The following is a 20,852-nucleotide window of genomic DNA, read 5'->3' on the forward strand; positions in this document are numbered from 1 at the left end:
ACCTCAGATGGATGCAACTGCTCGCGATTTCAACCCTCGACTTTCGCCGCAGCCGGCCACTGGTCGGCGCGCGCCAGCAATACCAAGGCCTCGCGCACTTGTGTCGGCGTATTGCAAGTATTCGGGAAGGCCAGCCAGTGAATTGCCTGGCCGATGCGCAGGTGCATGCCCTCGCTGTCGATGCCGACCATCTCGGCCGGTGCACTGCGCGGCAGACCGGTGAGCTCGACGTAATGGGCGATGGCGTTGGCATGATCGCTGTTCATGTGCTCGATCATGCTGGCTTCTGCGCCTCCGGCGAATGGGTTGGCCAAGGTGACCTCGTCGAGCCAGTGGATTGCGCCGAAACCACCGATGTAGCGATGGCGCACAGGTTCCAGCACCCAGAAATCGAAATCGTGGGCCTTGTGGTAGTTGCTGGCATCCGGGAAGTATCGGTAATAGCGCGCAGCAGCCGCTTCGATGGCGGCTTGGTCGGTCAGCTTGCGCGCCTCGGCCATCACTGTCAGGCGGCCCACCGCCTGCACGTCTTCGGCGTCACGCTCGCCCACCAGCAGCGAGCACTTGGGGTCTTTCTGCAGGTTATGGGTGTGCTGGGCGATACGGCTGATGAGGATCAGCGGGTGCCCTTGGGCGTCCAGGCAATAAGGCACCACCGAACCGAAGGGGAAGCCGGGCATGGACTTGGACAGGGTCGAGAGCACGCCGCGGTATTCTTCGAGCAGCAGTTCCCGGGCGGGGCGGATGGCGTTGGTACTCACGGGAAACTCCTGGGGCAGCGGACTGGATGGGTGACAAGATAATCATTATCACCGCCGCCTGCCACAGGAGCGCTGTACAGCCCCACGCGAGCGGTCTTACCAGGCCACACCGAAACCTGCGGTGTAGCGGGTCTTGTCCAGGTCGCTGTCGCTGGTGCCCTTGATCAGGTCCTTCTCGGCCTTGAGGTTGAGCGAGGCCCACTCGGTCACCTTGTAGCGCAGGCCCATCTCGGCATCCAGCGAGTAATCGGCGACCGAACCGAAGGGCTTGCCCAGCTCCCCGGTGGTGAAGAACTCGACCTTCTTGCCGATCAGGTAGCGGTTGTAGTCCCACTTCACCGCTGCCGAATAGAAGTTATCCTTGCCGCCGTCGCGGTATTCGTAGTCGGTGCGGTTGATCAGCGAACCGAGCGAGAACGCGCCCAGCTCGTCGTCCCAGAACTGATAGCCCGGGCCAGTACCGACGGTACGCTGGCGCGCCAGATTCTCGATCTGGTCACGCTTGTATTCCAGACGTCCCTGCCAGAACCATTTTTCGGTGAGGAAACGGTCCAGCGCGTACTCGGCGCTCCAGTTGTTGGTGGTGGTGACGTCGTCCTTGGTTTCGCGGTTGTACTCGCCTTCGGCGTTGTGCCGCCAGCGACCGTGACGTGCGGTGGTCTTGAAGCTGACATCGTAGTCATCGGTGTCGTTTTCGGCACGCTTGTAGTCCAGCGCCAGGTCGACATTACCTTTCCACAGGAAGTCCTCGACCAGCGGGCGCGGCTTCATGATCTGCTCGATGCTGGCAAGCTCCACGGTCTTGGGCGCCTCACCGTTGGCCAGGGTCACCTTGCCAGGCTCGGCGGCCTTGAGCGACTTGGCCTTCTCGCCCGAGTAGGCATCCTGTTTGACCAGCAGTTCCTGATCGCTCTCGAGTGTCTGAACCTGTTTCCAGTCCAGCGCGATACTGCCGCCATAGGGAGTTTCCAGCAGCAGCTTGCCGCCGTCGAAGACCTTGATCTTGCCACTCAGACGATCACCGTTCTTCATCCAGACGGTATCAGCCAGCGCGGGCGCAGAGAGGGAAGCAGCGAACAGGCACAGCAAGGCTCTAGAATACATAGGCAGAATTTGCGTTCGGTTGGACAAAAAAAGTCGGGCATTATCCGGATACCCACGACCAGAGCAAGGACAGACCGGGCCTATGCCTACGAGTTCAATTCTCATTTCGTACAACAACTTGTCTATTTCCACCTTCAGATCAGGAATTGCCTGATGTCTGATCAATCGATTCCGCACCCTGACGATCCCGAAGCCCGACGAATGGCGCTTTATTCGGTCCTGGGCCAGATTCCGGAAGGCAAGGTCGTCAGCTATGGCCAGCTCGCCGAACTGGCGGGTCTTGGCCGCGCCGCACGCTGGGTCGGCCGCACCCTGGGGCAATTGCCGGCCAACACGCGCCTGCCGTGGCATCGGGTGCTCGGGGCCGGTGGCCGCCTGAGCCTGCCACTGGGTACGCCGTCGGGCGACGAACAACGCGCCAGGCTGCGCGCGGAGGGCGTGAATGTGGCCAATAATCGAGTGGATATGTCGCGCCATGGCTGGCGCGCAATGGAGCACAGCGGTTAGAGTGCGCGCTTTGTTTTCGCAAACTTGAGGCAGATGTTGGCCCATGCCCCGTAAAACCTGGCGCGCTGCGCTCGCTGCCTATGCCAGCCCGTCTACCCTGGTGCTTTTGTTGCTCGGCTTCGCCGCCGGCATGCCCTACATGCTGGTGTTCTCCACGCTCTCGGTCTGGTTGCGCGAGGCGGGTGTAGCCCGTGAGACCATCGGCTACGCCAGCCTGATCGGTCTGGCCTACGCGTTCAAATGGGTCTGGTCGCCCCTGCTCGACCAATGGCGCCTGCCACTGCTCGGCGGCATGGGACGGCGTCGCTCGTGGCTGCTGCTGTCGCAGGTCCTGGTCGTCATCGGGCTGATCGGCATGGGGCTGTGCGACCCACAGAAACACCTGTCGTGGCTGATCGCCCTCGCGGTGCTGGTAGCCTTCGCCTCGGCCACCCAGGACATCGCCGTCGACGCCTATCGCCTGGAAATCGCCGACGACCAGCGCCAGGCCGCCCTGGCCGCCAGCTACATGGCTGGCTACCGGGTTGCCGCGCTGCTCGCTACTGCAGGTGCACTGTTCTTCGCCGAATGGTTCGGTTCCACCGGTTTCAGCTACCTGCACAAGGCTTGGACCGGTACCTACGTGCTGTTCGGCATCCTCATGTTGCCGGCATTGTTCACCACGCTGGTGATGCGCGAGCCCGCGGTGCCGCTGCGCACCCAACTGTCAGCGGCACGCTACGGGCTGATGCACCAACTGGTGTCAGTGTTCGTGCTGATCGTCCTGCTGGTCTCAGTGCCTGCCAGCTTCACCCAGATGTTCAACACCGACTGGGCCAGCGTGGTGTTCGGCGACTCGACCATGCTCGACCTGCTGCTCGAGGACCGCGCCTTCCTGCGCCTGATCCTCTATGCACTGCTGACCTGGGCCTGCCTGTCTTCCATGGGCCGTCGCGGCCTGGCGCCGGTGCTCACGCCGGTCAACGACTTCATCGTCCGCTACCGCTGGCAGGCCTTGCTGCTGCTGGGGCTGATTGCCACCTACCGGATGTCGGACACCGTGATGGGCGTGATGGCCAACGTGTTCTATATCGACATGGGCTTCACCAAGGACCAGATCGCCAGCGTCAGCAAGATCTTCGGCCTGATCATGACCCTGGTCGGCGCCGGTGTTGGCGGTCTGCTGATCGTACGCTTCGGTATATTGCCGATCCTGTTCATCGGCGGCGTGGCCTCTGCGGCCACCAACATCCTGTTCGTGATGCTGGCCGACATGGGGCCGAACCTGGAAATGCTGGTGGTGACCATCTCGCTGGACAACTTCAGCTCGGGCATGGCGACCTCAGCGTTCGTCGCCTACCTGTCGAGTCTGACCAACCTGAAGTTCTCGGCGACCCAGTACGCGCTGCTCAGCTCGATCATGCTGTTGCTGCCGCGGCTGATCGGCGGCTATTCGGGGGTGATGGTGGAGAAATTCGGCTATCACAACTTCTTCATGATCACCGCCCTGCTAGGTGTCCCCACGCTGATCCTGATCGCCCTGCACTGGCGCCAGGAAGTGGGACGGGGCAAGCAGGCGCAGGCGGAAAGCTCGGTGACCGAGCAGCCCTGACAATCGAGTCGTCCTTTTCGCGGGCAAGTCGGGGCGCCGAACCGCCGCTCCCACAGGTACACCACGGGTTTCAAGAGCAGTGGTGTACCTGTGGGAGCGGCGGTTCGGCGCCCCGACTTGCCCGCGAAAAGGACGACGCCGTTTTCAAACCTACTGAACGACAGCCCCTTCCCCAGGCCGACCGCCCACCACTAACCACAACGGCCATAGCGCCAGCGCCCCGGCAATCCCTGCGCCCAAGGCAAAATGCAACAGGCTCGCCCCTGCGCCCAACATCGCCAACACCGCGCCACCCAGCCCCAGCAGGGCGATGGTGATCATTCCCAGCATCGCCGACACCAACCCCTTGCTCTGCTCACTGGAGAACAGCGTCATGCGGTACAGCACCGCGTTGGCCACACCCAGGCCCAGTGCATAGAGCGACATCCCGGCAACCACGCTGGTCACGGTCGGATACAGCCAGGTCACCAGCACCATCAGGCACAACCCGGCCAGATACGGCCACAGGGCACCGCGCACCAGCGCGGGCAGCGGATAACGATCCGCAATGCGGTTGATGATCAGGTTGCCGAGGATCAGCCCGCCGAACACCGGCAGCTGCCACAGCGCGTATTCCAGGGTGCTCAGCCCCTCGTCATGGATCAGCAGGACCGGCGACAGGCCGATCCAGCCGATCAGCGGCAAGCCCACCAAACCCAACGCCGCGCTGCCAGCCACAAAACGACGGTTGCCCAGCAACTGCGCGTAACCGGCCAGCAAGGGCAACAGGTGAATGGGCGTGAAGGCCAGGCGCGAGCCATCACGGCGCTCGACCCCGAGGGTTTCAGGCATCAGGCGATACAGCAGCCCCCAGCACAGCACCGCGCCCACTGCGAAGGCGACGAACAGCCAGCGCCAGTCGAGCCACTGCAGCATCAACGTCCCCACCAGCGGCCCGAGCAACGGCGAAAGCAACGCAATGTTGGCCAGCAGCGCCATCATGCGCACCGCGTCGGCCTCGCTGAACGCCTCGTTGAGCGCCGGATAGCTCACCGTCACCACGAAGCCCAGGCCAATGCCCTGCAGCAGGCGCAGCAGATTGAACAGGCCGATGTCATGCACCCAGAAGGTCGCAAGGCATGCCACACCAAAGAAGGCGCAGCCGGTCAGCAGCAGTGGACGGCGGCCATAGCGGTCGGCCAGCGGGCCGATCAGCCACTGCAGCACTACGCCACCGAGCAGGTAGAGGTTCAGGGCATGGGGAATGAATTCAGGGCTGGCCTTGAGATCGTCGACCACCACCGGCATGGCAGGCATGACGGCATCGCTGGCCAGGTAGGTCAGCAGTTCGAACAGGGCGAGGGTCAGACCAAACAACAGGGCCCGCAGAGGGGTGATATACAACAATGGTTTCATGATGGCGTTTCGGGTGCAGACAGGAGGGGTCAGGCTATATGCCAGAAATCGTCGGCTTTGGCTGTGAACAAGTGTAAGGCGTAAAAAACAAGGGCCCCTGTAGGGGCCCTGTTTTGCAGTGCAGGTTACTGCGCGGCAGTCTCCTGCACCACGCGAATCACCCGCTGCGGGAAGGGAATGTCGATCCCCTCGGCCTTCAGGCGATCCCGCGCCTGCTCATTGAGCATGAACATCACGTCCCAGTAGTCGGCAGTCTTGGTCCACAGGCGCAGCGACACGGTGATCGAACTGTCACCAAGCGTTGCAACCACCGCCTGAGGCGCTGGGTCGGGCAGCACCCGAGGATCCTGCGCCAGCTCCAGCAGCACGTTGCGCGCCTTCTGCAGGTCGGCCTCGTAGTCCACGCCCACGTCGAACACGACCTTGCGCGTCGGCTGGCGGTTGGTGTTGACGATGATGCCGTTGGACAAGGTGCCGTTAGGCAGAATGACCGTCTTGTTATCACCGCTACGCAGCACGGTGTGGAAGATCTGGATGCTGTCGACGGTGCCGCTCACACCCTGGGCCTCGATCCAGTCGCCGATGCGGAACGGGCGGAACAGCAGGATCAGCACGCCACCGGCAAAGTTTGCCAGGCTGCCCTGCAAGGCCAGGCCGATGGCCAGCACGGCACCACCCATGGCCGCGACGAACGAGGTGGTTTCGATGCCGATCATCGACGCCACGCTGATCGCCAGCATCACCTTGAGCACGATGTTGGATAGCGTGCGGATGAAACCCTGCAACGCCGGGTCAGCTACCCGCAAGCCGACGAGCCTGGCCAATCGATCACTGATCTTGTTGGTGATCCACCAGCCGATCGCCAGGGTCAGCAGCGCCAGCAACAAACGACTGCCGTACGCCATGATCAAGGGAATCCAAGTCTCGGACTGGCGTACCAGTTGATCGACTTCAGCGTTCAAATCCATGTTCATCTCCTGATGTCGAACGACACGTGCACAGTAAAGCAGACCGCCGGACATTCAGCGGTCGCAGGAAGCGATGGACATTGGTGTGCCATCAAGGTTCCTGCCCCGCAGAATCAGTCGCGGAAGTTGTTGAACTGCAGCGGCATGTCAAATTCCTTGGCGCGCAGGGCCGCGATGGCTTCCTGCAGGTCATCGCGCTTCTTGCCGGTGACCCGCACCTGTTCGCCCTGAATGGCGGCCTGGACCTTGAGCTTGGCATCCTTGATGTGGGCGACGATCTTCTTCGCCAGCTCCTTGTCGATGCCCTCGCGGAACTTGGCTTCCTGTTTCATTTCCTTGCCGGAAGCATAGGGATCCTTGGTTTCCAGGCACTTGACGTCGATCTTGCGCTTGACCAGCGCCAGGCGCAGGATTTCGATCATCGCCTCGAGCTGGAATTCGGCTTCGGCAGTGAGCATCACGGTCTGCTCCTTGTCCTTGAACTCGAAGCTGCCCTTGCCCTTGAGGTCGTAGCGGCGATCGAGCTCCTTGATGGCGTTTTCGACCGCGTTCTGCACTTCGTGCTTGTCCAGTTCCGATACCACGTCGAACGAAGGCATGGTTGTTCTCCATAAAATAAAAGCGCGCTCGGCTTGAAGATGGAGCGCGTCGGGTTTGATGGTTAAAATGCGGGCTCATTATAACGGGTTGCGAAACGCAGATGAGCAGCACCTGGCATATTCTCGGCGCCGGCAGCCTCGGCAGCCTCTGGGCCTGTCGCCTGGCACGGGCGGGCAAGGCCGTGCGCCTGGTGCTGCGCGACGAACAGCGCCGTGCAGCGTATGAGGCCGAAGGCGGCCTGACCCTGATCGAGCAGCACCAGGCAACACAGTTCGCCATCCCGGCGCAGACCTGCGAGGGCGCAGGCCCCATCCACCGCCTGCTGGTGGCGTGCAAGGCCTACGACGCCGCGCCAGCCGTTGCGCGCCTCGCACCACGGCTGGCCGAAGGTGCGGAGCTGGTCCTGCTGCAGAACGGCCTCGGCAGCCAGGATGAAGTGGCCGAGCAGGCTCCCCACGCCCGCTGTATCTTCGCCTCCAGCACCGAAGGTGCGTTTCGCGAGCGCGACTGGCAGGTGCGGTTCGCCGGCCAGGGCTTCAACTGGCTGGGCGATCCGGGCAATCCTGGCGTCCCCGAATGGTTCGGCGATCTGAGCGAGGCCGGCATCCCGGCCGAGTGGTCGTTGGACATACTCACCCGCCTGTGGCGCAAGCTTGCACTCAATTGCGCGATCAACCCGCTGACGGTGCTTTACGACTGCAAGAATGGCGGGCTGCTTGGTCACCTGCTTGAAGTCGACGAACTGTGCCTGGAACTGAGCACCCTGCTGCGCAGTGCCGGGCAAGCGCAAGCGGCCGAAAACCTGGCCGATGACGTCCAACGGGTGATCGTGGCGACCGCGGCCAACTACTCTTCGATGTACCAGGACGTGCGCGCAGGCCGACGTACCGAGCTGCACTACCTGCTTGGCCATGCCTGCGACGTTGCCGCCCGGCATGGCCTGGCGACACTTGGCCTGGAACACCTGCGCCAACGCCTGGTCGATAACCTGCAGGCACGCAACCTGCCCAGCGACTGACGCTGCCCACCCACCGACACGGACATCACCTCGCCCATGACCCTGCGCCAACGCCTGGAAAACCTCCCGGTCGGGCAAAAACTGCTGGCCGCCCTGCTGGTGCTGCTGGTCACCATCCTGCTGGTGGCCAACCTGGCCTTCATCAGCGCCGCCTACTGGATCACCCAGGAAAGCATGGCTCCCCAGGCGCTGCAGACCATCGGCCGATTGGTCGCCAACCCGCAGCTTTCCGCGCGCGCCAGCGACACCCCGGAAACCGCCAGTGCCTTGCTCAAGGAGCTCGACAGCTATTCACCGCTGCGCGCCGCCGCCGTGTATGCCAGCGACGGGCGCCTGCTGGCCCAACTACAACATGGCCAGCCACTGAGCATGCCCAAGCGCTTCCGCAACATCGACGGCTGGCGCCTCACCGAGTTTCGCAGCACCCAGCTGATCGCCTTGCCCCGTCCAGGCAGCACGCCCGCGCACCTGCTGCTGGTGGCCAGCAGCGAATTGCCGGTTGCGTTCTATACCGGCACCCTGTCTGCCAGCCTGGCGATCCTGGTGTTCAGCATTCTGCTGTGGCTGATCATCGCCCGCCAGATCAAGCGCCTGATCACCCAGCCGATCAACCGCCTCGAGGAGCTCTCGCGCCAGGTGACCCGCGAGGAGAGCTACGCCCTGCGTGCGCAACGTGGCAACGACGACGAAATCGGCAGCCTTGCCGAGGCGTTCAACACCATGCTGTCGCGTATCGAAGCGCGCGAAGACCAGCTCAAGCGTGCCCGCGACGAGTTCCAGTCGGCCTTCGACCAGGCCCAGGGCCTGGCCGAGGAGACCCGCCACACCAACCGCAAGCTGGAGCTGGAAGTCCAGGTACGCAGCAAGATCGAGAAAAAGCTGACAGGCTTCCAGAATTACCTGAACAGCATCATCGACTCCATGCCTTCGGCACTCATCGCCCTCGACGAGCAGCTCTACGTCACGCAATGGAACCAGGAAGCCACCGTACTTTCCGGAACGCCGCTGGACGAGGCGCTGAACCAACCCATCTTCATCGCTTTCGAGCCACTCAAGCCATTCCTGCCACAGCTCAAGGAGACGGTGGAAAAACACCGGGTAGCGAAGGTCGAGCGGGTCACTTGGCCCAAGGACGACGAGCCACGCCACTACGCGCTCACGTTCTACCCGCTGACCGGAGGCGGCGGGCGCGGGGTGGTGATCCGCATCGACGACATCACCCAGCGCCTGTCGCTGGAAGAAATGATGGTGCAGTCGGAAAAGATGCTTTCGGTCGGCGGGCTGGCGGCAGGCATGGCCCACGAGATCAACAACCCGCTGGGCGCGATCCTGCACAACGTGCAGAACATTCGTCGACGCCTGTCGCCGGAACTACCGCGCAATCAGGAACAGGCCGAGGAACTGGGCATCGACCTGGCCAGCATCAACCGCTACCTGGACAGCCGCGAAGTGCCGCAACTGCTCGACGGCATCCAGCAAGCCGGCGCGCGGGCCGCGAAGATCGTCACCCACATGCTCAGTTTCAGCCGCCGCAGCAACCGCCAACTGGCGCCTTGCAACCTGCCCGCCTTGATCGACCAGGCGGTGGAAATCGCCGGCAACGACTTCGACCTGACGGAGGGCTTCGACTTCAAGGGCCAGGCCATCGTCCGCCAGTTCGACCCCGAACTCGGCCCCGTGCCCTGCACCGCCAACGAGCTGGAACAAGTGCTGCTCAACCTGCTGAAGAACGCGGCCCAGGCCATCCATCAGCGCCCGGCACCCAGCGAACCCGGTCGCATCACCCTGCGCACTCGCCTCAATCCGCCGTGGGCCGAAATCCAGGTGGAAGACAACGGCATCGGCATGCCCGAATCGGTGCGCAAGCGCACCTTCGAGCCGTTCTTCACCACCAAGGAGATTGGCCAGGGCACCGGCCTGGGCCTTTCGGTCTCGTACTTCATCATCACCAACAACCATAAAGGGCAGATGGAGGTGCATTCCACCCCAGGCCAGGGCACCTGCTTCACCCTGCGCCTGCCCTTGAGCCCGCTGGGGGCCATGCCCTCGGCCAAGACGGAGGCATGACATGGGCTATCGCCTGTCGAAGATCTATACCCGCACCGGCGACAAGGGCGAGACCGGCCTTGGCGACGGTCGCCGCGTCCCCAAGGATCATCCGCGCATCGAAGCCATCGGCGAGGTGGACATGCTCAACAGCCAGTTGGGCGTGCTGCTCGCCGGGCTGGCCGAGCACGGCCTGGATGAACTGAGCGAGGTGCTGGCGCCTTGTCAGCATCGTCTGTTCGACCTCGGCGGCGAGCTGGCGATGCCCAGCTACCAGGCGCTGGACCAGGCGGAAGTACAACGCCTGGAAGCGGCCATCGATAGGTGGAACGAGGAGCTAGGGCCGCTGAAGAATTTCATTCTGCCCAGCGGCTCGGCACTGGTGGCCCAGGCCCATGTGTGCCGCGCCCAGGCGCGGGGGGCGGAGCGGCGCTGCCAGCAGTTGAATGCCATCGAACCGCTTGAAGGGGTGGGGTTGGCCTACATCAACCGGCTGTCGGACCTGCTGTTTGTCGCATCGCGGATCATCGGGCGACGCCAGGGGATAGCCGAGGTGCTGTGGCAGCCTGCCGAGAAACCGCAGGGCTGAAATTATCGGGGCCGCAAAGCGGCCCCAGATATTCAGACTTCGGGCCAGAACGCCCGAATCCCTGCAACACCTTGCGCGCCAGCCTCCCAGGCACGCTCACGCTCACCCGGCCCGACCCCGCCCAGCAGGAACACCGGCTGGTTGAAGCCTGCGATCAACCGCTGCGCCTCCTCCCAGCCCATCGGCGTGGCCTCGGGGTGGGTCTGGGTCGGCTGCACTGGCGACAGGGTGACAAAATCCACGCCCATCTGCCGTGCCAGCTCCAGTTCCTCGGCGCCATGGCAGGACGCCGCCAGCCAGCGATTCTGCGGAAACGGTCGCCCCTTGGCAGCGTACTTGCGCAATTGCGCCGCCGTCAGGTGCCAACCCGCGGACGGGAAGTCACCCAGCCACTCCAGTGGCCCCTTGAGCATCAGCAGGGCCTTGCCCGCACAGAGGCCGACCGCATCCACCGCCACATCGCGGTACTTGGGGTCGTATATGTCTGGCGCACGCAACTGGATCAGCCTGATCCCCGAGGCCACTGCCTGCTGGATGCCCCGCAGCAACACGGGGGTATCGAGCCCATCCGGGGTGATCAGGTACTGGTCCGGCAGGCGCGTAGCCGCCACGATCGGTTTGTTGGCCTCGGGAAACGCATACTGCTCCAGATCTCGCGGCGCAACCCACGCCAATGGCTGGCCCTCGGCGCCGTGGGGCTCGCCGCTGAAGGCCGACACCTCACGCACGTCCAGCAGCACCTGCTTGTCCGGGTAGTCATGGCTGACCTTGATCAGCGGCCGAGAGGCGCTGACGGCGATACCCAACTCCTCGAGCAGCTCACGGGCCAGCGCGGCCTCGACGCCCTCCCCCTCCTCCACCTTGCCGCCGGGGAACTCCCACAGGCCTCCCTGGTGCTGGGTGTCGGCGCGACGTGCGATCAGGATGCGCCCGTCGGCGCCGCGAATGACCGCTGCAACTACATGAATCCGCTTCACCCTTTACGCTCCAGCAGGCCCGCCTTCTGCCAAGCCTGGAAGGCTTGCCAGTTGTAGATCGTTTCGATGTAGGCCGCGGCATCCGCAGGCACTTGCACACGATAGGTACGCAAACGCACTGCCACCGGGGCGAAGAAGGCATCGGCCAGTGTAGGCCGTCCGAACAGGAACGGGCCGCCGTCCTTGGCCATCAGACGGCACTCCGCCCACAAGGCGACGATGCGATCGATATCGACCTGCACTTCGAGCGGCACGCTGTCCAGGGCCTGGTCGCGCGACAGATCGAACGGCATCGCACCACGCAAGGCGAAGAAACCGCTGTGCATCTGCGCACAAGCCGATCGCGCCTGGGCACGCGCAGCGACATCCGCCGGCCACAGCTGCGCCTCGGGATGCTGTTCGTTGAGGTATTCGGCGATGGCCAGGGAGTCGGCGATCACACCGTGCTCGGTCTTGAGCAGCGGCACCTTGCCGGTGGCCGAGAATTCGAGGAGGCGCTTGCGAGTATCGGGCTGGTTGAGCTTGATCAGTGTCTCGTCATAACCGACGCCTGCCAGCTCCAGGGCCAGGGCACCGCGCAGCGACCAGGAGGAATACAGCTTGTCGCCGATGATCAGGTGATAGCTCATGGTTCGGCTCCGTTAAATCTTGGGATTCGGGGCTGCTGCGCAGCCCATCGCGGCACAAGGCCGCTCCCACAGGCCTGCGAGCGTGTGGGAGCGGCCTTGGGTGGATCAGGTACGGTACTCAGCGTTGATCTTTACGTACTCGTGGGACAGGTCGGTGGTCCAGATGGTTTCGCTGCACTGGCCGCGACCCAGCTCGATACGGATGGTGATCTCTTCCTGGGCCATCACCGCCGAGCCTTGCTCTTCGGTGTAGCTCGGGCTGCGACCGCCCTTGCTGGCGATGCACACGCTGTCCAGGTACACATCGATCAGGCTGACGTCCAGCTCCGGCACGCCTGCACGGCCGACAGCGGCCAGGATGCGGCCCCAGTTGGGATCGGAGGCGAACAGCGCAGTCTTGATCAGCGGCGAATGAGCGACGGCATAGCCGACGTCCAAGCATTCCTGGTGATTACCACCACCGTTGACCTGCACGGTGACGAACTTGGTCGCGCCTTCGCCGTCACGGACGATAGCCTGGGCCACTTCCATGCACACCTCGAACACGGCCTTCTTCAGCGCCTCGAACAGCGCGCCGCTCGCTTCGGTCACCTCCGGCAGGTTGGCCTTGCCGGTGGCGATCAGCATGCAGCAGTCGTTGGTCGAAGTGTCGCCGTCGATGGTGATGCGGTTGAACGACTTGTTGGCGCCGTCGAGCATCAGGTCCTTGAGCACAGCCGGGGCGACCTTGGCGTCGGTGGCGATGTAACCGAGCATGGTGGCCATGTTCGGACGGATCATGCCCGCACCCTTGCTGATACCGGTGACGGTGACGGTGACGCCGTCGTGCTGGAACTGGCGGCTGGCACCCTTGGGCAGGGTGTCGGTGGTCATGATGCCAGTAGCGGCTTCGGCCCAGTGGTTTTCCGAAAGGTTGTCCAACGCAGCCTGCAGCGCACCTTCGATCTTCTCGACCGGCAGCGGCTCGCCGATCACGCCGGTGGAGAATGGCAGCACGGACTCGGCAGGCACGCCCGTCAGCTCGGCCAGCTTGGCGCAGGTGCGCTCGGCGGCGGCCAGGCCCGGCGCACCGGTACCAGCGTTGGCATTACCGGTGTTGGTCAGCAGGTAGCGCACGGTCCCCTGCACGCGCTGCTTGGAGAGGATCACGGGAGCGGCGCAGAAGGCGTTGAGGGTGAACACGCCAGCAACGCTGGAGCCTTCGGCGCAGCGCATCACCACCACGTCCTTGCGCCCAGGGCGCTTGATGCCCGCCGAAGCGATGCCGAGTTCGAAACCGGGAACCGGGTGCAGGGTAGGCAGGGGACCGAGACCGACAGCCATTGAAGCGCTCCTAGAAAATGAATGGTTTGCGAAAAGCGGGGCCGCTTTGCGCCCCATCGCGGCACAAGGCCGCTCCTACAGGTTCTGTGCGATGCCTGCAGGAGCGGCCTTGTGCCGCGATGGACCGTCAAGCGGCCCTGTAGATGTCAGGTGACGGATCGAATCACTCGATCTGACCATGGCAATGCTTGAATTTCTTGCCCGAACCACACCAGCACGGCTCGTTGCGGCCCAGCTTCTGTTCGTTGCGAACCGGCGCAGAGGCAACTGCCACATCGGCGCCCTCCTCGCTCAGTTGCTCGCCTTCCAGACCTGGGGCAGCGGCGTGCTGGAACTGCATGCGGCTGGCCAGCGCCTCGGCCTCGCGGCGCAGGCGGGCTTCTTCTTCGGCAGGGTCTTCGCGGCGGACCTGGACGTGCGACAGCACACGGATGGTGTCGCGCTTGATCGACTCCAGCAGCTCCTGGAACAGGGTGAACGACTCGCGCTTGTACTCCTGCTTCGGGTTCTTCTGGGCGTAGCCGCGCAGGTGGATACCGTGACGCAGGTGGTCCATGGTCGACAGGTGGTCTTTCCACAGGTCGTCCACCACGCGCAGCAGAATCTGCTTCTCGAAGGTGCGCAGGGCGTCGATGCCGGCCTGGTCTTCCTTCTCGGTGTAGGCGGTGGTGATCTCGTTCAGCAGCTTCTCGCGCAGGGTTTCCTCGTAGAGGTGATCGTCCTCGTCGAGCCACTGCTGGATCGGCAGCTTCATGGCAAAGTCGCTGGACAGCGAAGCCTCAAGACCGGCCACGTCCCACTGCTCGGGCAGCGACTGCGGCGGAATGTGCTGGCTGATGGTGGCGTCGAGCACTTCCTTGCGGAACTCGGCGATGGTGTCGCCGATGTTCTCGGCAGCCAGCAGGCTGTTGCGCATGTGGTAGATCACCTTGCGCTGCTCGTTGGCCACGTCGTCGTATTCGAGCAGCTGCTTGCGGATGTCGAAGTTGCGACCTTCGACCTTGCGCTGCGCCTTTTCGATGGCGTTGGTGACCATGCGGTGCTCGATGGCCTCGCCGGATTGCATGCCCAGCGCCTTCATGAAGTTCTTCACCCGGTCGGAGGCGAAGATACGCATCAGGCTGTCTTCCAGCGACAGGTAGAAACGGCTCGAACCGGCATCGCCCTGACGGCCGGCACGACCGCGCAACTGGTTGTCGATACGACGCGACTCGTGACGCTCGGAGGCGATCACGTGCAGGCCACCGGCTTCCAGAACCTGCTGGTGGCGCTTCTGCCAGTCGGCCTTGATCTGCGCGATCTGCTCGCTGGTCGGGTTCTCCAGTGCGGCGACTTCGGCTTCCCAGTTACCGCCCAGCAGGATGTCGGTACCACGACCGGCCATGTTGGTGGCGATGGTCAGGGCGCCCGGCGCACCGGCCTGGGCGATGATCTCGGCTTCCTTTTCGTGATACTTGGCGTTCAGGACCTTGTGGTCGATGCCTTCCTTCTGCAGAAGGTTGGACATGTGCTCGGAGGTCTCGATGGTCGCGGTACCCACCAGGACAGGACGGCCCTGGGCCATGCTTTCCTTGATGTCGGCGATGATCGCTGCGTACTTCTCGTCGGCGGTGAGGTAGACCAGGTCGTTGAAGTCTTTCCGAGCCAGCGGCTTGTTCGGCGGAATGACCATCACGTTGAGGCTGTAGATCTGGGCGAACTCGAACGCTTCGGTGTCGGCGGTACCGGTCATGCCGGACAGCTTGGTGTAGAGACGGAAGTAGTTCTGGAAGGTGGTCGAGGCCAGGGTCTGGCTTTCGGCCTGGATGTTCAGGTTTTCCTTAGCCTCGATGGCCTGGTGCAGGCCCTCGGACAGGCGACGGCCTGGCATGGTGCGGCCGGTATGCTCGTCGATCAGCAGGATCTGACCGTCCTGGACGATGTACTCGACGTTGCGGTGGAACAGCTTGTGCGCACGCAGGCCCGCGTAGACATGGGTGAGCAGGCCCAGGTTGTGGGCCGAGTAGAGGCTCTCGCCTTCGGCCAGCAGGCCGGACTGGGTGAGCATCTCTTCGATGAACTGGTGACCTGCCTCGTTGAGCTCGACCTGGCGGCTCTTCTCATCGATGGTGAAGTGACCCTCTTGAGTCACCTGGCCTTCGACTTCTTCGATGTGCTGCTTCAGGCGCGGGATCAGGCGATTGATCTCGATGTACAGCTTGGAGCTGTCTTCGGCCTGGCCCGAGATGATCAGCGGGGTACGCGCTTCGTCGATGAGGATGGAGTCGACTTCGTCGATCACGGCGAAGTTCAGCTCACGCTGGAACTTCTCGTCCTGGCTGAACGCCATGTTGTCGCGCAGGTAGTCGAAACCGAATTCGTTGTTGGTGCCGTAGGTGATGTCGGCAGCATAGGCGGCGCGCTTTTCCTCCGGCGGCTGGAAGGCCGAGACGATGCCCACCTTGAGGCCGAGGAATTCGTAAAGCGGACGCATCCAGTTGGCGTCACGGCGAGCCAGGTAGTCGTTGACCGTGACCACGTGCACGCCCTTGCCGGACAGCGCGTTCAGGTATACCGCCAGAGTACCGACCAAGGTCTTGCCTTCACCGGTACGCATTTCTGCGATCATGCCCTCGTGCAGGGTCATGCCGCCGATGAGCTGGACATCGAAGTGGCGCATGCCCATGACACGCTTGCCGGCCTCACGGGCCACGGCGAAGGCTTCGGGCAACAGCTGGTCGAGGGTTTCGCCTTTGGCCAGGCGCTCTTTGAACTCTGCGGTCTTGCCACGCAGTTGCTCGTCGGAGAGGGCCACCATCTTCTCTTCGAAGGCATTGACGGTGCTGACCGTCTTGAGCATGCGCTTGATTTCACGCTCGTTCTTGCTTCCAAAAAGTTTTTTTAACAAAGGCGCAAACATATCGGCAGGATCTTCCACACTTAGGGATGGAGGGCGGCCCCGTGAGTCGCCCGTGCAGCCCTTGGGCCGCATGCGAACGAGCATTCTACCCGGAAACGTTGGTGAGGAAAGTGGTGGATTTCCACGATGCTGGCACAGCGCTTTAAACGGGGCGTCTCTAACATAGGGACATTTTCACCAAGTTCAAGGCATCCAGACATGAAACGTGTTGGGCCGCCTCGCGCGCAGGCCTGCGCGCACACGCGCTGCACCGTCCTCAGCAGCGGGCTGCCGGCAAAGCGTCCGGCACAGGCAACGGCCCTGGTGGCATCTGTTAGACTGCCAATCTTGTAACCTCATGCGTACTCAGATGGCCTACAAACCCCCTTCCGCCCAGCCACCCGCCGCCTTGCTGCGCCAGGCCAGGCCGCTGCGCCTGCTGCTCAACCAGGCCGAGCGCCTCGAGCATCTGCAGCGTTTGCTGGAAAGCCAGTTGCAGCCCGCTGCCCGGGCACACTGTCATGTGGCCTCCTGGCGCGATGGCTGTTTGCTCCTGGTGGTGACCGACGGCCATTGGGCCACCCGTCTGCGCTACCAGCAGAAGCGCCTGCTGACCACGCTGCGCGCCATGGACGCCTTCGCCAACCTGCAGCGCATCAGATTCCAGGTGCAACCACCCGTCGGCGCCCCCGCCCGCCCTACACAGACCACCGAGTTGTCGCAACAGGCGGCACAAAGCCTGCGCGAGACAGCGCAAGGCATTGGTGACGAAAAACTGCGGGCCGCGCTGGAGCGGCTTGCTGCACACGCCCACGACAAGACCTGAAGTTCCCGGCGCTATTTCCGAAAGTGCCAAACACTGCTCTGCCATGGGCGCGCCAATAAAAAAGGCCACCCGAAGGTGGCCTCAATGAACTAGAGAGTGTTCGAACTTACACGGCCGCAACAGGGCGCATGTAGGAGATCGGTGCCGTACTGGCATCTTCGAAAGTGACCACTTCCCAGGCGTCCGTTTCCGCGATCAGCTTGCGCAGCAACTGGTTGTTCAGCGCGTGTCCGGACTTGTAGCCCTTGAACTCGCCGATCAGGCTGTTGCCCAGCAGATAGAGGTCGCCGATGGCGTCGAGGATCTTGTGCTTGACGAATTCGTCATCGGAGCGAAGTCCGTCTTCGTTGAGCACACCGGTCTCGTCGACCACGATGGCGTTCTCGACACTGCCGCCCAACGCAAGGTTGTGCTTGCGCAGGTACTCGATGTCACGCATGAAACCGAAGGTGCGTGCTCGGCTGACTTCCTTCACGAACGACGTGCTGGAGAAATCAACCACTGCACTCTGGGTCTGGCCCTTGAGGACCGGATGATCGAAGTCGATCTCGAAGCTCACCTTGAACCCGTCGAAAGGCAGGAAGGTGGCGCGCTTGTCGCCCTCCTCCACGCTCACTTCGCGCAGGATGCGGATGAACTTTTTCGCGGCGTCCTGTTCTTCCAGGCCGGCGGACTGAATCAGGAATACAAAGGGTCCGGCGCTGCCATCCATGATCGGCACTTCCGAGGCGGAGAGCTCGACGTAGGCGTTATCGATGCCCAGGCCCGCCATGGCGGAGAGCAGGTGCTCTACCGTATCGACCTTGACGTCACCGTTGACCAGCGTCGTCGACATGGTTGTCTCGCCGACGTTGGCCGCACGCGCCGGGATTTCGACCACAGGGTCGAGGTCGGCGCGGCGGAAAACGATGCCGGTATCCACGGGTGCTGGCTTGAGAGTCAGGTAGACCTTCTCTCCGGAATGCAGGCCGACACCTGTGGCACGAATGGTATTCTTCAGGGTGCGTTGTCTAATCATGGCATTGGCCGCTTTAGCGCTAATTGCGAATTGGTATCAACAAAGGCTGAGAATGATAGCAGACCCGGCCTTTGCTGAACACCAATCACCCTTATACCCCTGATAAATTCCATCAATCGGCCTGGCGACGCAGGAAGGCCGGGATGTCAAGGTAGTCCAGATCGTCCTGTGGGTTGAGTTTAGCCGCGGCCGCAGCGCCGGCATGCGCCTGGTTGCGCATCACGGTCGGACGCTCCAGGTCACGGTAGTTCACCGCCGACTGCTCCTGGCGAACCGGGGCCGGATTGGAGGACTCGTACACCTGCTGTGCGGTCTGCAGGGTATTGTCGACGACCTTGACCGGCTTCTCGATGCGCGCACCCAGGCCAGTGGCAACCACGGTGACGTGCAGCTCGTCGCGCATGTCAGGATCGATCACGGTGCCGACCTTGACCATTGCGTGGTCGGAGGCGAAGGCCTCGATGATGCTACCCACATCGGAGTACTCACCCAGCGACAGGTCAGGACCTGCGGTGATGTTTACCAGAATACCGCGGGCACCCTGCAGGTTGACGTCTTCGAGCAGCGGGTTGCGAATCGCCGCCTCGGTGGCTTCACGAGCGCGGTTCGGACCGCTGGCGCAGCCAGTGCCCATCATCGCCATGCCCATCTCGCCCATCACGGTGCGTACGTCGGCGAAGTCGACGTTGATCATGCCCGGACGCTTGATGATGTCGGAGATACCGCGCACGGCGCCAGCCAGCACGTCGTCGGCCTTGGCGAAGGCAGACAGCAGGCTTGCATCCTTGCCCAGGATGGTCAGCAGCTTCTCGTTGGGGATGGTGATCAGCGAGTCGACGCTTTCAGCCAGCATGCGGATGCCTTCGTCGGCGATCTGCATGCGCTTGCGACCCTCGAACGGGAACGGACGGGTCACCACCGCAACGGTGAGGATGCCCATTTCCTTGGCCACTTCGGCGATGATCGGCGCAGCACCGGTACCGGTACCGCCGCCCATGCCGGTGGTGATGAACACCATGTTGGTGCCTTGCAGCACTTCGGCGATGCGCTCACGGTCTTCCAGCGCGGCCTGACGACCGACTTCCGGATTGGCACCGGCACCCAGGCCCTTGGTCACACCGGTCCCCAGTTGCAGGATGGTGCGTGCGCCAATGTTCTTCAGCGCCTGGGCATCGGTGTTGGCGCAGATGAATTCCACACCTTCGATGCTGCTTTTGACCATGTGGTTGACGGCGTTGCCACCACCACCACCGACACCGATCACTTTGATGACCGGGCTTTGCGGGACGTTGTCTACGAGCTCGAACATTTTCCCTCTCCTTACAGTTCTCTAGTTTTTGCGCCTACCACTACTGCTTTGAAACTTAGAAGTTGCCTTGGACCCAGCGCTTGAAGCGCTCAAGCACCGGGGCCTTAGGTTCATCGCCATAGCTGTTGCTGCTGCTGTTGCCGGTCAGGGGCAGGTCCTCGGTCTGCTTTTGCAGGCCGTAGGTGAGCAGTCCCACGCCGGTTGAATAGATCGGGTTGCGCACCACGTCGCTCAGCCCCCGAACGCTGTGCGGCACGCCGAGGCGTACCGGCATGTGGAAGATTTCCTCGGCCAGTTCCACGGCGCCTTCCATCTTCGAAGTACCGCCGGTAAGGACGATGCCCGCCGGCACCAGATCCTCGTAGCCGCTGCGACGCAACTCGGCCTGGATCAGGGTGAAGAGTTCGTCGTAACGCGGCTCGACCACTTCTGCCAGAGCCTGGCGCGACAGTTCGCGCGGCGGACGGTCGCCGACACTCGGCACCTTGATGGTCTCGCCGGCACCGGCCAGCTTGGCCAGGGCGCAGGCGTAGCGGATCTTGATTTCCTCGGCGTACTGCGTGGGCGTGCGCAGGGCCATGGCGATGTCGTTGGTGACCTGGTCGCCAGCAATCGGGATCACCGCGGTGTGGCGGATCGCGCCTTCGGTGAAGATGGCGATGTCGGTGGTGCCGCCGCCGATATCCACCAGGCACACGCCCAGTTCTTTCTCGTCATCGGTCAACACCGAGTAAGCCGAGGCCAGTTGTTCGAGAATGATGTCGTCAATCTCGAGGCCGCAGCGGCGCACGCACTTCTCGATGTTCTGGGCGGCGTTGACCGCGCAGGTGACCACATGGACTTTCGCCTCCAGACGCACGCCAGACATGCCCAGTGGCTCACGCACACCTTCCTGGTTGTCGATCACGTAGTCCTGCGGCAGGGTGTGCAGCACGCGCTGGTCGGCCGGGATGGCCACGGCCTGGGCGGCGTCGAGCACGCGCTCGAGGTCGGCGACGCTGACCTCACGGTCGCGGATGGCGACGATGCCATGGGAGTTCAGGCTGCGAATATGGTTGCCGGCAACACCGACGAACGCCGAGTGGATACGGCAGCCGGCCATCAGCTGCGCTTCTTCCACCGCGCGCTGGATCGACTGCACGGTCGACTCGATATTCACCACCACGCCTTTCTTCAGGCCGCGGGAAGGATGCGTCCCGATCCCGACGATCTCCAGGGTGCCGTCCGCCGCCACTTCGCCCACCAGCGCCACCACCTTGGAGGTGCCAATGTCCAGCCCGACGATCATTTTGCCGCTATGCGCGTTTGCCATG

General features: G+C 63.1%; 18 protein-coding genes. 6 read left to right on the top strand and 12 right to left on the bottom strand.

The features are described from left to right. Positions 1 to 29: 29 nt before the first annotated feature. Entirely contained in the window at positions 30 to 761 is a 732-nt protein-coding gene (locus ACK3BK_RS20340) for a HugZ family protein (RefSeq protein ID WP_411383179.1), read from the bottom strand. Positions 762 to 857: 96 nt separating this feature from the next. Further along, positions 858 to 1,865 (bottom strand): DUF481 domain-containing protein, encoded by a 1,008-nt coding sequence (locus tag ACK3BK_RS20345; protein WP_186667335.1) that lies wholly within the window; start codon positions 1,863 to 1,865, stop codon positions 858 to 860. Positions 1,866 to 2,018: 153 nt separating this feature from the next. Between ACK3BK_RS20345 and ACK3BK_RS20350 the strand changes: the two genes are divergently transcribed. Then, positions 2,019 to 2,372: an MGMT family protein gene (locus ACK3BK_RS20350; RefSeq protein WP_411383180.1), complete on the top strand. Its 354-nt coding sequence runs from the start codon at positions 2,019 to 2,021 to the stop codon at positions 2,370 to 2,372. 43 nt (positions 2,373 to 2,415) lie between these two features. After that, complete coding sequence (locus tag ACK3BK_RS20355; RefSeq protein ID WP_186667337.1) at positions 2,416 to 3,963, top strand: AmpG family muropeptide MFS transporter; 1,548 nt, start codon at positions 2,416 to 2,418, stop codon at positions 3,961 to 3,963. A 150-nt stretch (positions 3,964 to 4,113) separates the two neighbouring features. Here the strand turns inward: ACK3BK_RS20355 and ACK3BK_RS20360 are convergent, their stop codons facing one another. From ACK3BK_RS20360 to ACK3BK_RS20370, 3 genes are all read right to left on the bottom strand, one after another. After that, positions 4,114 to 5,358, bottom strand: coding sequence for an MFS transporter (locus tag ACK3BK_RS20360; RefSeq protein WP_411383181.1), 1,245 nt, complete (start codon positions 5,356 to 5,358; stop codon positions 4,114 to 4,116). 125 nt (positions 5,359 to 5,483) lie between these two features. After that, entirely contained in the window at positions 5,484 to 6,326 is an 843-nt protein-coding gene (locus ACK3BK_RS20365) for a mechanosensitive ion channel family protein (protein WP_054894024.1), read from the bottom strand. A 113-nt stretch (positions 6,327 to 6,439) separates the two neighbouring features. Next, complete coding sequence (locus ACK3BK_RS20370) at positions 6,440 to 6,925, bottom strand: YajQ family cyclic di-GMP-binding protein (RefSeq protein WP_054894023.1); 486 nt, start codon at positions 6,923 to 6,925, stop codon at positions 6,440 to 6,442. 101 nt (positions 6,926 to 7,026) lie between these two features. On the opposite strand from ACK3BK_RS20370, the gene ACK3BK_RS20375 reads away from it, so the two are divergent. The 3 genes from ACK3BK_RS20375 to ACK3BK_RS20385 are packed head-to-tail and all read left to right on the top strand — an operon-like array spanning position 7,027 to position 10,579. Further along, positions 7,027 to 7,944 carry a putative 2-dehydropantoate 2-reductase gene (locus ACK3BK_RS20375; protein ID WP_411383182.1) on the top strand — a complete coding sequence of 306 codons (918 nt, stop codon included), beginning with the start codon at positions 7,027 to 7,029 and terminating at the stop codon, positions 7,942 to 7,944. Between the two features lie 36 nt (positions 7,945 to 7,980). Beyond that, a complete protein-coding gene (locus tag ACK3BK_RS20380) occupies positions 7,981 to 10,011 on the top strand; it encodes an ATP-binding protein (RefSeq protein WP_411383183.1) in 2,031 nt (676 codons plus the stop codon). A gap of 1 nt (position 10,012) precedes the next feature. Further along, a complete protein-coding gene (locus tag ACK3BK_RS20385; RefSeq protein ID WP_186668024.1) occupies positions 10,013 to 10,579 on the top strand; it encodes a cob(I)yrinic acid a,c-diamide adenosyltransferase in 567 nt (188 codons plus the stop codon). Positions 10,580 to 10,611: 32 nt separating this feature from the next. Here ACK3BK_RS20385 and ACK3BK_RS20390 read toward each other — a convergent pair whose 3' ends face one another. The 4 genes from ACK3BK_RS20390 to secA all read right to left on the bottom strand — a co-directional run bounded on the left by ACK3BK_RS20390 (position 10,612) and on the right by secA (position 16,407). Continuing rightward, entirely contained in the window at positions 10,612 to 11,556 is a 945-nt protein-coding gene (locus ACK3BK_RS20390) for a Nudix family hydrolase (RefSeq protein ID WP_411383184.1), read from the bottom strand. Continuing rightward, positions 11,553 to 12,185 carry a glutathione S-transferase family protein gene (locus ACK3BK_RS20395; RefSeq protein WP_186668028.1) on the bottom strand — a complete coding sequence of 211 codons (633 nt, stop codon included), beginning with the start codon at positions 12,183 to 12,185 and terminating at the stop codon, positions 11,553 to 11,555. Before ACK3BK_RS20395 ends, ACK3BK_RS20390 begins: the two co-directional genes overlap by 4 nt. A 105-nt stretch (positions 12,186 to 12,290) precedes the next feature. Continuing rightward, positions 12,291 to 13,508 (bottom strand): bifunctional glutamate N-acetyltransferase/amino-acid acetyltransferase ArgJ, encoded by a 1,218-nt coding sequence (argJ, locus tag ACK3BK_RS20400; RefSeq protein WP_186668030.1) that lies wholly within the window; start codon positions 13,506 to 13,508, stop codon positions 12,291 to 12,293. 163 nt (positions 13,509 to 13,671) lie between these two features. After that, positions 13,672 to 16,407 carry a preprotein translocase subunit SecA gene (gene secA, locus ACK3BK_RS20405; protein ID WP_186710312.1) on the bottom strand — a complete coding sequence of 912 codons (2,736 nt, stop codon included), beginning with the start codon at positions 16,405 to 16,407 and terminating at the stop codon, positions 13,672 to 13,674. Between the two features lie 349 nt (positions 16,408 to 16,756). On the opposite strand from secA, the gene ACK3BK_RS20410 reads away from it, so the two are divergent. Next, a complete protein-coding gene (locus ACK3BK_RS20410; protein ID WP_186668033.1) occupies positions 16,757 to 17,212 on the top strand; it encodes a DUF721 domain-containing protein in 456 nt (151 codons plus the stop codon). Between the two features lie 106 nt (positions 17,213 to 17,318). Here the strand turns inward: ACK3BK_RS20410 and lpxC are convergent, their stop codons facing one another. From lpxC to ftsA, 3 genes are all read right to left on the bottom strand, one after another. Beyond that, a complete protein-coding gene (lpxC, locus tag ACK3BK_RS20415; RefSeq protein ID WP_054894014.1) occupies positions 17,319 to 18,230 on the bottom strand; it encodes a UDP-3-O-acyl-N-acetylglucosamine deacetylase in 912 nt (303 codons plus the stop codon). A 112-nt stretch (positions 18,231 to 18,342) separates the two neighbouring features. After that, a complete protein-coding gene (ftsZ, locus tag ACK3BK_RS20420) occupies positions 18,343 to 19,539 on the bottom strand; it encodes a cell division protein FtsZ (protein WP_054894013.1) in 1,197 nt (398 codons plus the stop codon). Between the two features lie 55 nt (positions 19,540 to 19,594). After that, entirely contained in the window at positions 19,595 to 20,851 is a 1,257-nt protein-coding gene (ftsA, locus tag ACK3BK_RS20425) for a cell division protein FtsA (protein ID WP_054894012.1), read from the bottom strand. Position 20,852 lies beyond the last annotated feature (1 nt).

The sequence above is a fragment of the Pseudomonas sp. L7 genome (genome assembly GCF_046605565.1).
GTDB classification, from domain to species: domain Bacteria; phylum Pseudomonadota; class Gammaproteobacteria; order Pseudomonadales; family Pseudomonadaceae; genus Aquipseudomonas; species Aquipseudomonas wayambapalatensis.